Genomic DNA, 12,777 nt, shown 5'->3' with positions numbered 1-12,777 from the left:
CCTCATCGTCACTTAGCTCTTCTGGTTTTATATCCTTACCCATATTGCCAACCAGATAAGCGCCTTTAGACTCTTGGATCTCAACGCCGCCGATGTGCTTGTCTAACATAGTGCGAATGCTCTCAGCGTACTCGTCGTAATCAATGGTCTCTTCTGCTTGCTCACGGACAACTTTACGCAGTGATGTCATGCTTTTTAGCGTGTCTTTATAAATCTGACGTTTATCATCAAAGCTCTTGTCTTCAAAGTAGGTGGCTGATTGCAGGGCGACTTTTAAGCAATTAGCAAACGCAGTGAGCGTGCTATAAAAATCTTGGCGTTTCTTTAGGTTTAAATCGGTGGGCTGACCATCTACGTATTCTATGTTCGGCGCAAATACCCGTGCCATTGCTTGCGGATCTTGTGTGTTTTTTACATCAATAAAAAATGCCCACAGCTCACTATAAAGACCTGGCAGCTTCTTATATTCAGTACCATGCGGCTGTACAAGCCTTTAAGGTCATCGATATCAAAACCACCTTGGGTGCGCTCGGCCAAGTCCTGGTAGTCCGCAATGGTCGCATCGAGCTCTTTTAAGATGCCACGGTAATCGATGAGGTAACCAAACTCTTTCTTCTGATGCAGGCGGTTCACACGAGCGATGGCTTGGATAAGGTTATGTTGTTTCAGCGGCTTATCGATGTACAGCACCGTGTTTTTCGGCTCATCAAAGCCTGTTAGAAGCTTATCCACCACGATCATCAAATCAGGGCCATCGTCTTTGGCGAACTCTTCAATGATGCGTTTGGTGTAGGCTTTTTCATCTTCGTTGCCGACATTATCCTTCCACCAATTTTGCACCATGTCTTTGCTTTCACCATCGACCGTATCGTGTCCTTCACGGGTGTCTGGCGGTGACATAGCGACAACCGAAGTCACCTTGCCAATTTGGTCAAGAAGCTTTTTGTATTGGATGGCAGACGCTTTTGAGTCACAAGCAAGCTGACCCTTTAAACCTTGGCGTTTGAAGTTTTGGAAATGGTCAGAAATATCATGAGCGATAAGTTCAATACGACCCTCGGTTTGATAGATTTGACCTTTCTGAGCGAACTTCTTCTTCAAATCGGTACGTTGTTTTTCGGTCAGCTTATCGGTGATGCGGTCGAACCAAGCATCAAGCGCTTTGTCGTTGGTGCTTAACTCGGGAACACGCTCTTCATATAGTAAGGGGGTAACGGTTTTATCTTCCACCGCCTGTTGCATGGTGTACGAGTGAATGATTTTACCGAATTTGTTTTCGGTCTTGTCATCTTGCAGCAGTGGTGTCCCCGTAAAGCCAATGTAAGCGGCTTTTGGCAGCGCCTGTTGCATTCGAATGTTGTTTTCACCGTTTTGGCTGCGGTGGCCTTCATCAACTAGGACAATCATGTCAGGGCTGTCGTTATAACACTCTGGCAGTTCAATCGCGGTGCCAAACTTGTTGATGATGGAGAAGATGATGCGCTCGTTGCCTTTGCCGATTTGCTCCGCTAAGCGGCAGCCTGTGGTTACCATGGCTGTTTTACGATCTTTTTCAGACAGTGCACCGCCAAATGATTGGATCACCGCTTTGCCGTCGCTGCTCGCAGCAGCCAGCTTCATGGCCAGCGCCGCCTCGTGAGTCTGCGCGTCAAAGTTTCTGAACTTGGTCGCATCAGCGCCGAGGTAAGCAAGGATGCGCATTTTTTCAGTAAGCGGTGGCTCGGGGTGTGCAGCAACTTTTGGGGCGAGCTGAACGACCTGAACCCATTCCTCCTGCGAAATCGCACCGGTAATAGCCTACATGTTGCGCCCGAGTTCCTGCATGATCTTGCGTAGCGCCAGTGGCTCAACCTGGGTAGCGTCACCAGCCCAAGCTGGCAACTGAAAACCCCATAAAAGCAGGCAGGCCGTAACGGTCAGGGTGATAGTTCCAAATGCGTGGCTGTGTTTGCGGTGGGTCATGAAATTCTCCTGTAATTCAATCGTTCTCTCATTCGAACTCCCGCCCTTCGCCAGCTTCCTCATGGGTCACGCCGTCGCGGATGTGGTAGATGCGCTTGAATGTGGGGATGATCTTTTCGTCATGGGTGACGACGATGATGGCGGTCTCTAACTTCCGGGCCATGTCGTTGAGGATGCGGATTACAGCCATGGCGCGCTCGGAATCCAGCGGCGCAGTAGGTTCATCGGCCAGGATCACCGGCGGACGATTGACCAGTCCGCGCGCGATGGCGACCCGTTGCTGCTCGCCACCGGAGAGTTGCGAGGGCATTGCGCGAGCTCGGTGTTGCACATCAAGCGCTGTGAGCAATTCCAGTGCCTTCGCGCGCGACTCTCCATTCGCGACGCCTGCAAGCATCGGCAGCAGCGCCACGTTGTCGGTGACATCGAGAAACGGAATCAGGTACGGCGCCTGGAAAACGAAACCGATCTTGTCACGCCGTAAGGCGCGCAGGTCGCGGACTTTCCAGCCATCGGCGTAGATCACTTCATCGCCCAGCGTCATGCGACCGGCGGTCGGTTCGATCACCGCACCCAGACACTTGAGCAGCGTGCTCTTGCCGGACCCGGAAGGGCCGATCAGTCCCACCACTTCACCAGGCGCAACATGCATATTCACGTCTCTCAAGGCAAAGACAGCGGTGTCACCATCGCCATACCGCTTGCTTAAACTTTCGATGTGTATCCCTTTGCCACTCATCTCAACCTCCAATGGCTTCGGCCGGATCGACCTTGAGTGCCATGCTAATGGCGACGAGGCTAGCTAGAACGCAGATCACGAGCACAGCAAAAAAACCGGCGACAGAATCCATTGGCGTGAGCAGGACATATTTTGGAAAAGCCGGTGCTGAAAAGGTGGCTGTGATCTTGCCGACCACGAAGCCAATCATGCCCAGGGCGAGCGCCTGCTGCATGATCATCGCGGCGATGGTTCGGTTGCGTGTGCCGATGAGCTTCAACACCGCGATCTCACGGATTTTGTCCATCGTCAGCGAATAGATGATGAAGGCAACGATGGCCGCGCTAACGATGGCCAGAATCACAAGGAACATGCCGATCTGCTTGGCCGAGGTGGCGATCAGCTTGCCGACGAGGATGTCTTCCATCTGTGCCCGGGTGTAGACCGTCAAACGCTTCCAGCGCTGGATGGATTCGGCAACCTCGTCCGGCGCATGACCAGGTTTCAGAGTGACCAGCACGGTATTGACGAACGCGTTGCTGCTCTGTGAAGCAATCACGGCATCCAGCAAACCTGGATCACCGGGTCGATTGAAGACCGGGTTGGCTTCGGTGCGACGCCGGCTTTGCCAGATGGCATCGTTGTCCTTGAGGAACTGGGCCTCCTGGGCATCTTTGAGCGGAATGAATACCATCGGGTCGCCGCTGGACGACACCATGCGCCGTGTCAGCCCCACGACGGTGTAATGATTGCGGCGAATGGCAAGACGATCTCCCAGTTTGAAGCCGGTGGCGATGTCGGCCACAGCCTCGTAGTGACCGCGCGTGATCTGGCGTCCAGCGACGAGATAAGGAGGCCATCCGGGTGTAGCCCCCAACGCACCGGGCGCGATGCCGACCACCATGGTGCGTACATCACTCTCGCCCTTGCGTACCTGCATGGTCAGGTAGGTCGCGTTCGCTGCCTGTGAGACTCCCGGCATGGCGAGAATGGCGCGATACACGTCATCGTTGAGGCTGGACGACTCCGCATAAGGACCCAGAGTATCCTTTTGCACCACCCAAAGGTCAGCGCCACTGTTGTCGAGCAACGCCTTGCCGTCGTCCACCATGCCTCGGTACACCCCAGCCATGACTAGGGTGACGCCGATCAGCAGACCCAGACCGATGCCGGTGAAGACGAATTTCCCCCAGGCATGGAGAATGTCGCGGCCGGCCAGGCTGATCATCGTGAAACTCCCGGGATATGCTCGACCACATGGATGCGGCTGCGCGCCGTCAGTGCCTTTTCGCTATAGGTCACAACCTGGTCCCCATTCTTGAGCCCTTCGCGCACCTGCACGTAACCATTGAGGTCGGAAGTGCCGAGCTTGACCGGGGAGAAATGCAGATCACCATCCACGATTTGCCAGACACCAACTTTATCGCCTTCACGCTGGACGGCAGCGTTGGGGATCAGTGGAGCGGCCGGGAGCGCCGGCAAGTCAACCGTGACTTCGGCCAGTTCACCCACTGGTGGCAAAGGTTCTGGTTTGTTATCGAATGTCACCTTGGCAAGCGTTTCCTCGGTTACCGCGTCGGCCTTGGGTTCCACCCGCAGCACGCGACCTTTCAAGGTCTGGCCACCACGCGAACGCAGGACGATATGAGCCGGCAGCCCCCCAGCCAGCCCCGATGCGCTGATCTGGTCGAAGCGCACATTGATCCACAAACTCTTGGGGTCGATCACTTCCACCACGGCCTGGCCCGCGACGATGGTCGTGCCGGGATTGGCATCGCGCACGGCGACTACACCGTCGACCGGTGCGATCAGGCGCAGATTGCTCCGCTGCGCGACGAGTGCTTCGTGGTCGGAGCGTGCCCGGGCAATATCTTCCCGAGCGGCGGATAGGGCGGCATCGGCGATCTGCAGTTCCTGCCGCTTGGTGGTGACGATTTCCTCGCTGGTCGAGCGCACCGCAAACAATTGCTCATAGCGGCGCGCCTGGGTTTGCGCGTAGGCTTGCCGGGCTTCTGCCTCGCGCAAAGCCGCTTCCGCCCGCTTGAATACAGACTCCTGTGAGCGCACCCGATCATCAAGGTCGACCGGCTCCATCTCGCCGAGCACCTGTCCGGCCTTGACCTGGTCGCCTACATGCACCTCCAGGCGTTTGACGCGCCCGGCAAACGTCGGCCCGATCTTGTAGGTGTAGCGCGCCTCCACCGTGCCGATGCCGAACAGCGCCGGTGTGATAGCCCGTGATTCCACGCTTGCCACCGTCACAGCGACCGGGGCGAGCGGCCCTGATCGCAGACCGACATAAATAAAAAGCACCAGCAAAGGAATGATGACGGCAAGCAGTGCCAGGGTGCGGCCTTGCAAGGGTAACTTTTTCATTGCGCACTCCTTATGCCACGCCGATAAATTGCAAAGACGCGCGGCGCATCGCGGTGCATACGTCCCACATCACCCGCCAACAGCGATTGCATGACCAAGCCCTGGATCGTGCCAATGAACAGCGTTGCCGCCGCCTCGTTGTCAAGCGAGGGAGACAACTCGCCGCTGGCCTTGCCTTTCTCGATGAGACGATGCAAACGTTCGCCGTAGCGCTGAATCAAGGTTTGCACCATGCGCTTGGCCGGTGTCGATTCGGCACGCTGAAGCTCACCAAACATCATTCTTGGCACGCCTGGGTGCTCAGCTACGAATTCGATGTGACTCATGAACATCGCCTCCATGGCTGCCAAGGGCGACTCGATTCCTTGTGCGGATCGATCGATTCTGGCTAATAGGCGCTCTGCTACCCACTCCATGACCGCCTGCCAAATGGCTTCCTTGTTCGAGAAGTGCCGAAACAGCGCACCCTGGGTCAAGTTCATGTGTTTAGCGATAGCCGCAGTGGTTATCTCGCTTGGGTTTTGTGAACCGGCAAGCGCCACGACGGACTCGACAGTTACGGCACGACGTTCATCGGCCGGCAGATGCTTTGGATTGGTGTCCACGAGCACTCCTTGTAAGATAGTAATTGATTACTATCTTACCACAAGAGGCAACTCAAACAAGAGAAAACCCGACGTACTCGTCAATATCTAGAGTCTGCAATGGGCTTAACGTGCTTTATTTTCCGTTTTCTGAGACGTCCCCAGTACTCGATTGCCGACTACCAGCTTGCGATTAAACTGCTTAGGATTCCATGAATAATGAACGGATGATGGTATTTGAGTGCTTTCACCTGAGAGGCTTTGCAGAGATAGGTTGTCCATCTCAAAATCGACCCCTTTCATCTTTAATATCTCACGCATCAGGGCATCGCTTCCCCCTGGGTTAGTAGGCATGGGTCTGCCTGTTAAGCTGTTAATCCTTGCCTTGGTATACAAGCCATAGCCAAGCTTTATTAGCTCACCTTGTTTGACCAAATACCTAAGCGCTCGACCAATTTGATCGTAGCTAGCAAAACCATCAAAGTCTTTCCGCTCAAAAACATAGCGTCTGGAACGCTTTATCTTTTGAACTAGTCACCTATGTTAAATTTCGATATCCTCAGATATATTAAGCGCATCTTCCATTTCGACGCCCAGATAACGAATTGTATTGTCTAACTTAGCGTGTCCAAGCAGTAACTGAACGGCACGAATGTTTTTTGTTCGAGCATAGATTAAAGTCGCCTTAGTTCTTCGCATTGAATGAGTTCCATATAGATAAGGATCATAACCGAGTTGAGACGCCCAGCGGTGAATGATGGTTGAATAGCAGCTATAGCTCATAGGCTTACCCTCCTTACGAGGGCTAGGGAAGATATAATCAGACGCAGATAAACCACTTTGCATCAACCATTGTGTTAATGATTGCGCAGTACGCGAAGTTATTTCGAATTGAACCTCACGTTCCGTTTTACTTTGTTGGTAAAGAACTCTGTTCTGAATGACACCACCTGAAGAAATATCTCGAACTTTCATTCTCAACAGATCACATGACCGTAATTTACAATCGATGGCGATATTCAGTAACGCCAGCTCTTTGATGTTGCCCTCAATTTCTAGTCGAGTTCGAATACGCCAGATATCTTCTAGCTTAAATGGCTTTTTCTGCCCTGTTAAATGACTTTTCTTTGTCCACATAATTGACCTCCAATCTAACTTTAGAAGTGGCCTTATTAATTTTAGTTGGAGAGTGGAAGTGTGAGATTGCATGGGTATGCAGTTGTGTATTTATCAACGATGGGTGTTGATTTATTAGTTGGAGTATTTGATCTAACCAATAAAGGGGCAAAGGTGTGTTTGCCGTGATCGGCGCTGGCACACCTCTGGACATTTCTGAGTTACGACGAGATAGAGAGCCTTTTCATTAAGATAGCTTTTTCTATCTCAAAACACGCGATTCGCCTACAAACAGCAGATCAAATTCATTAATCCACTACACTTTCATGCCCTCAAGGGTTGGTTTCACCTACAACATGTTTTCAGTTCGTTGCTTTAGTACGTTTTGTGATTGAAGGTATTGCTTTATTGTTAAAAATTAGGTATTTAACTCCTAGATTTGTAGATTTTTCTCTTAATTGAATGTCCAGTTTAATGGTTCAGATCAAGCGTACAAAACAACGAAATCTGTTCAAGATAAAAAGTCAGAGAGCCTATCTCAACCGAAAACTGCTGAATCTTTAGGGTTGGGAATTGCAACAGTCAAGCGTCATTGGAATAAATAACATAGTTACTGGAAAATAAAAATGGACGAAGTAAAAATAATCGTTGGGGATCAATTCCCATCAAAGTCATCAATATACCCAGAATCATTTTTTCTAAAAAACAACCTATGGGATGATTACTCATACACGACAACCTACCAAGCTTATTATATTGATAATAAAAAAGAATTTCACGACATTGGCAGAACAAAAATAGCAAGGAAAAACTTAAAAGCTCAAGAGAGACCTTTAGGCTGTGGATTAATTAATGAAATAACAGAAGACTATTTCTCACTAGGCCAGGACCAGTCTTTTTACCAATCATTGAGGGATATCCCTAATGATATAGGCACTAAATTTTTATTATTTCTACGTGATATTTCTTTTGATAGAGACATTTGGACTGAGAACCAGTCTCTAGAAGTTCTTAGATACTCTCTTTTTAGAGATGTTACAAAAATGGATGCAATTAGTTTCAAAGGTATTTTTAAAGGAGATGATAGAAAGCTTGACTATCAATTAATAATCCCAAAGGAATCCACTACTAAATTTATTGTTGATCACAAGCTTCCTTACAAAAACTCAAACATCCATGCATTAATAGGAAACAATGGTGTAGGAAAGACCACATTTCTTAAAAGTCTTGCGAAGTGTATCATTGAAAAAGATTTTGAATGTAAAATAATTAGCGAAAATGAATTAAAAGGTACTAATAAAGGAATTGATATAGATTATATTGAAAGAGTTTTATTCGTTAGTTTTTCTGCTTTTGATAACAGCAACTTGGATTTTAAGACTAGATCAAGGTTTGACTACCTTGGCTTACATGATGGAAATGGAGGTTTTAAGGGACCTGAAGTATTAAGTAAAGAGTTTGAATGTTCATTGGAAAGCCTCATTAATAGCAAGAAGATTGAATACATTAAAAAGGTACTAGAGCCACTGAAAAATGTTGGCTATTTGGGTGAGCATATTGAGTTCTTTTTCGAAAATATTGGAGAAATACCTAAAATTGTTTCGATGTATAAAAAGTTAAGTTCAGGGCATCGTATTGTTCTTCATACACTAGTGCTATTAATGGACATGCTTCATCAAGGCGTTGTAACTTTATTTGACGAGCCTGAAACACATCTACACCCTCCATTATTAGGTGCATTTTTACAGTCAATACAAGAAGTATGCGATGAATATAACGGGCTACTTATATTTGCAACTCATTCCCCAATTATTTTACAAGAAACACTTTCTGAGAATGTTTTCGTATTAAGACGGTTTGATAATGAGCTTGCATTAGATAAACCTGATGTTGTTACATATGGTCAGAATGTGTCAAAACTAACCAGAACAGCCTTTGGTTATCAGAATGTGGGGTTTCACAAAACCGTTCGTGAATTAGTTGATAACAGTAGTATTACTAAAGAAAACATATCATTGAATGACCAACTTGGCTCTGAAGCAAAAAAAGTTGCATGGAACGCTATTTACGGGAGTGAAGATGTTTAAAAAAATCCACTCACTAGAACCAGATAAAATCACCCAATATTATGCTAATAAAAGTGGTGTTTCACGTAAGAAAAAAGCAACTATAAGTCGAATTAATGGAAACTTATTGAACGATGCTATCCTATATCAAAAATTAGCTACGACCAAAAACTTACATCTTATTAAGAGTCAGATGTCAACGTTAAATGGAAATGAAGAAAAAGTACTAAGTTTATTATATGAATCTCACTTAAAAGGAAGTGGTGTACGAGCTTTTATATTTAATCAAAGTTTGGTTTGTGTCGGGTGTCAAAAAAACTATGCTACCAACCGTTCTACATTAGATCATTTCCTACCATCATCAATTTTTCCTAACTTTTATGTCTTACCTTGGAATTTGGTTCCAACTTGCGGAGACTGTAATAGAAAGAAAAATGATGTAGAGCCTAAAAAAAAGATAGAAAACCTACCACACCCATACTTTAATCCTATTACTTTTAAGAAAAACTGGTTAAAAGTTGTTATCCATGAAGAGAAGCCACTGAAATTCAGTCTCGACTTCGACAACTCATTAGCCTCTATTGAAAAAAACATGGTTTATAATCACTTGAAGGCATATGATCTAGAGGACGTTTTCGAAAGCCATATTTCTACTGCATTCGATGAACATGATGATGATTTTCAAGAAATATTCACGGATAGTGGTGCCGACAATTTAAAAGATTACATTAAAGTTTTGATGAACGAAGAGTATATATCCCCATCAAGATTAAAAAAATATTGGCCCATCAATATAGAGTATGCCTTGTATCTTGGTTTATCAGAGTCAGATTGGTTTTGTAACCATTATTACTCTTAAATATACTCGGTAATTTTTCAATAAAGGAGGCTAATTGGTTTCCTTTATTATACAATAGTTGTAGTGTCACATATCTAAACAACGTACATTTATCCGCACCAGAAGTTTTGAACACCTAGTTAACCCAGTTGTACTGCCAATACTTTAATTACTGGAGCGAATTAGATTAGAAAAACATTGGTCGATATGAGATTAAATGTCTAATGAAGAGCATCAGCTCTAAGTAGGAATGGGGCAAAAACGTGTTTGCTCCCCCATCCCCCTGTAAATACCCAGTACATTTACCTTTACGCGGTGGCCATAAAACCATAGCTGGTTTTGCATCGCTCGTTTGTGCTGGGCGTGAGATAATCTTCGATTAACTCAACCATTTTTAAGGATAAAAATGACTGCCAGTGCTTACCTTAACCAACTCAACCAAGACTACTTGGCCATTCACCGCCGCAAAGAAGATTACTTTTGGCAAACCTACATGGGCATTAGCGATGACCAAGCGGGGGCAACCAAAGCCCAAACCGAGTGGACTCACTTTCTCTCACAAGGGTCAAGAATAGAAGAAATCCGCCAACAGATCGCCGCGGCAGAAAATATCAGCGATAGCGAGCAACGAGAGCAAACCCTGCAAGGGCTGAATGGCTGGTTAGCCATGTTCCAAGCCCATGCGATAGAATCTCGCCAAGCTCAGCAACTGAAAAACGAGCTGATCGAGTTCGAAGCTGAGCTATTCACCAAAAAGCAGCAACATGTGCTGACTTACACAAACGAACACGGTGAGGCGATTGAAGCCAGTTTACCGGTGCTTAGCTCAACCATTCGTGCCAATAACCTTGAGTCAGTGCGTCAATCAGCTCATCAATCGCTGCTAGCACTCGAGCAATGGTTGCTTGAACAAGGCTTTTTGTCATTAGTACAAAAACGTAACGCCTTTGCGCGCGCCATGGGTTATGCCAATTACTTTGACTATTCGGTGCAAAAGACCGAAAAAATGAGCAGCGAAGCCCTGTTTACCATTTTGGATGATTTCGAGCAGCGTACCCGTAAACGCCATCAAGAGAGCTTAAGCACACTCGTTGCCGAGCAAGGGGAAGAATGCCTCAAAGGGCATAATTTTGTTTTCTCGTTTGCTGGCGATGTGATGCGTGATCTCGACCCTTATGTGCCGTTTTCGCAATCCTTACGCCGTTGGGTAGAATCGTTTGGCCGCTTACATATCAACTATTCAGAGGCTGAGCTGACTTTAGATTTGCTGGATCGCAAAGGAAAATACCCCAATGGTTTTTGTCACGGCCCGATCCCATCTTTTTACCATCAAGGACAATGGGTTGCGGCTAAAGTCAACTTTACCTCCAATGCCAAACCTGACCAAATCGGCAGTGGCTATGATGGTATCAATACCCTGTTTCATGAAGGTGGCCATGCGGCGCATTTCGCCAATGTGAAACTCAATGCCCCTTGCTTCTCACAAGAGTTTGCGCCGACCTCTATGGCCTACGCTGAAACTCAATCGATGTTTTGTGATAGCCTACTCAACGACGCCGATTGGCTAAAACGCTATGCCTTGGATAACAAGGGCAACCCGGTTCCTGATAGTGTCATTCAAGCGATGGTGAATAACCGTCAGCCATTCAAAGCGTATCAAGAACGAAGCATTCTGCTGGTGCCTTATTTTGAACGCGCCCTGTATCAATTGAGCGATGAGCAGTTAACCGCTGAACAGGTGACGGCTTTAGCCCGTGAAACCGAGCAGCGTATTCTTGGCCTTGAGTCGAGCCCTCGCCCACTGTTGGCGATTCCGCACCTATTATCCGATGAATCAGCCTGCGCTTACCAAGGTTACTTATTGGCTCATATGGCGGTGTACCAAACGCGGGCTTACTTTATGGAAAAGTTTGGCTACCTAACAGATAACTCACAGATTGGCCCACTGCTCGCCAAGCATTATTGGCATAAGGGGAATCAAGTCTCACATTCTGAATCGATCCAAAGCCTCACTGGTGAAGGCTTTAATGCTAAATATCTGGCCGATGTCTGTAACCTTTCTGCCGAGCAAGCTTGGCAACAAGAGCTGCAAAAAATCGCGGCGATGCAGAGCCGTCAACCGAGCAGCCCTGCGCCACTGAATGCGAAAATCACCATCGTCGATGGGGAGCAAGTGATTGCGTCTAATGCGGTGTCTGATGAGCAGATGTGCCAGCAGTTTGAAGATTACATTATGCAGACTTACGGCTGTTAGCCGTTTGAAAACTTGCTATGCTCAGAGTGATAGAATAGTATCACTTTAGTGTTTCTTTGGAGCAGCTCAAATGAAAGTAGAACTCGTGACGTCACTAAAACGTCAGGCCACTAAAATCCTTGCCGATCTTCATGATACGAAAGAGCCAGTATTGATAACTGAGCACGGAAAGCCGTCGGCTTACCTTATTGATGTAGATGATTATGAATTTATGCAAAATCGTTTAGCGCTCCTCGAAGGCATTGCTCGTGGCGAACGAGCTCTAGCGGATGGCAAAGTGGTCAGCCATCAAGATGCTAAGGACAGAATGTCAAAATGGTTGAAATAATTTGGACGGAGCCAGCTCTATCCGATCTGAATGATATTGCTGAATACATCGCACTTGAAAATGTCGTGGCTGCTAAACAACTGGTGCAAACCGTTTTTACAAAAGTTGAACGTTTGGCCGGTTTTCCAGAGTCTGGACGCGTCCCACCAGAACTAGAACACCTCAATTATCGTGAAGTCGTTGTAAATCCGTGTCGTGTTTTCTACAAGTATGATGATGAAAAGGTTCGTATTCTTTTTGTTATGCGTGCGGAGCGAGATTTGCGTCGGTTAATGCTAACGAAACCGTAGGTTTGGTAAAAACAGCAAACGCTTCAAGAGGGACAGCCAACGCGTGGCATTTTTACTATGCGTTGGCTACCCCTTAAGCGGACGTTAGAATGCGGGGGAAGCCCCGCATCCTTAACTTTCTGTGTGGATAAGACACGCTTAAACAACGTTTAAATTTTGTGGTGCTAGACTTTAAAACCGGACTTTTGTCCTGAATATTTCGCACTCTTCCTCATTATGATGATGCCATCAGAATAAAAGAGGAG

Annotated in this window: 12 protein-coding genes and 2 pseudogenes; 6 read left to right on the top strand and 8 right to left on the bottom strand. The window is 47.2% G+C overall.

Annotated elements, in window-relative coordinates; genetic code table 11:
• From FH976_RS10725 to FH976_RS10690, 8 genes and pseudogenes are all read right to left on the bottom strand, one after another.
• A pseudogene (locus tag FH976_RS10725) lies at positions 1–1,569 on the bottom strand (type I restriction enzyme subunit R domain-containing protein); the annotation flags it as partial.
• Positions 1,570–1,797: 228 nt separating this feature from the next.
• Positions 1,798–1,962, bottom strand: a complete 165-nt coding sequence (locus FH976_RS15920; protein WP_226981121.1) for a hypothetical protein — start codon at positions 1,960–1,962, stop codon at positions 1,798–1,800.
• Positions 1,963–1,990: 28 nt separating this feature from the next.
• The gene (locus tag FH976_RS10715) at positions 1,991–2,701 is read right to left on the bottom strand and encodes an ABC transporter ATP-binding protein (protein ID WP_014611607.1); all 711 of its coding nucleotides are present in this window, start codon (positions 2,699–2,701) and stop codon (positions 1,991–1,993) included.
• 1 nt (position 2,702) lies between these two features.
• On the bottom strand, positions 2,703–3,908 hold the full coding sequence (locus FH976_RS10710; protein WP_194090845.1) for an ABC transporter permease: 1,206 nt from the start codon (positions 3,906–3,908) through the stop codon (positions 2,703–2,705).
• Entirely contained in the window at positions 3,905–5,056 is a 1,152-nt protein-coding gene (locus FH976_RS10705; RefSeq protein ID WP_102138714.1) for an efflux RND transporter periplasmic adaptor subunit, read from the bottom strand. Before FH976_RS10705 ends, FH976_RS10710 begins: the two co-directional genes overlap by 4 nt.
• A complete protein-coding gene (locus FH976_RS10700; protein WP_194090843.1) occupies positions 5,053–5,661 on the bottom strand; it encodes a TetR/AcrR family transcriptional regulator in 609 nt (202 codons plus the stop codon). Before FH976_RS10700 ends, FH976_RS10705 begins: the two co-directional genes overlap by 4 nt.
• Before the next feature lie 105 nt (positions 5,662–5,766).
• On the bottom strand, positions 5,767–6,162 hold the full coding sequence (locus FH976_RS10695; protein ID WP_089110956.1) for a DUF6088 family protein: 396 nt from the start codon (positions 6,160–6,162) through the stop codon (positions 5,767–5,769).
• Positions 6,163–6,183: 21 nt separating this feature from the next.
• Positions 6,184–6,777: a tyrosine-type recombinase/integrase gene (locus tag FH976_RS10690; RefSeq protein ID WP_102138713.1), complete on the bottom strand. Its 594-nt coding sequence runs from the start codon at positions 6,775–6,777 to the stop codon at positions 6,184–6,186.
• 467 nt (positions 6,778–7,244) lie between these two features.
• On the opposite strand from FH976_RS10690, the pseudogene FH976_RS15915 reads away from it, so the two are divergent.
• The 6 genes and pseudogenes from FH976_RS15915 to FH976_RS10665 form a co-directional block, all read left to right on the top strand.
• Positions 7,245–7,361: pseudogene (locus FH976_RS15915) on the top strand (recombinase family protein); the annotation flags it as partial.
• A 21-nt stretch (positions 7,362–7,382) separates the two neighbouring features.
• Complete coding sequence (locus FH976_RS10685; protein ID WP_194090841.1) at positions 7,383–8,843, top strand: AAA family ATPase; 1,461 nt, start codon at positions 7,383–7,385, stop codon at positions 8,841–8,843.
• On the top strand, positions 8,836–9,681 hold the full coding sequence (locus FH976_RS10680) for an HNH endonuclease signature motif containing protein (RefSeq protein WP_194090840.1): 846 nt from the start codon (positions 8,836–8,838) through the stop codon (positions 9,679–9,681). The genes FH976_RS10685 and FH976_RS10680 overlap by 8 nt, the downstream gene beginning before the upstream one ends.
• A gap of 385 nt (positions 9,682–10,066) precedes the next feature.
• Positions 10,067–11,914 (top strand): M3 family metallopeptidase, encoded by a 1,848-nt coding sequence (locus tag FH976_RS10675; protein ID WP_194090838.1) that lies wholly within the window; start codon positions 10,067–10,069, stop codon positions 11,912–11,914.
• A 70-nt stretch (positions 11,915–11,984) separates the two neighbouring features.
• Complete coding sequence (locus tag FH976_RS10670; RefSeq protein WP_194090837.1) at positions 11,985–12,242, top strand: type II toxin-antitoxin system Phd/YefM family antitoxin; 258 nt, start codon at positions 11,985–11,987, stop codon at positions 12,240–12,242.
• Entirely contained in the window at positions 12,230–12,532 is a 303-nt protein-coding gene (locus tag FH976_RS10665) for a type II toxin-antitoxin system RelE/ParE family toxin (protein WP_194090835.1), read from the top strand. The genes FH976_RS10670 and FH976_RS10665 overlap by 13 nt, the downstream gene beginning before the upstream one ends.
• Positions 12,533–12,777 lie beyond the last annotated feature (245 nt).

This window comes from Vibrio hibernica, from assembly GCF_015223435.1.
GTDB lineage: Bacteria > Pseudomonadota > Gammaproteobacteria > Enterobacterales > Vibrionaceae > Vibrio > Vibrio hibernica.
The sequence above is the reverse complement of the archived record's forward strand: the minus strand, read 5'-3'. Positions and strand labels throughout refer to the sequence as shown.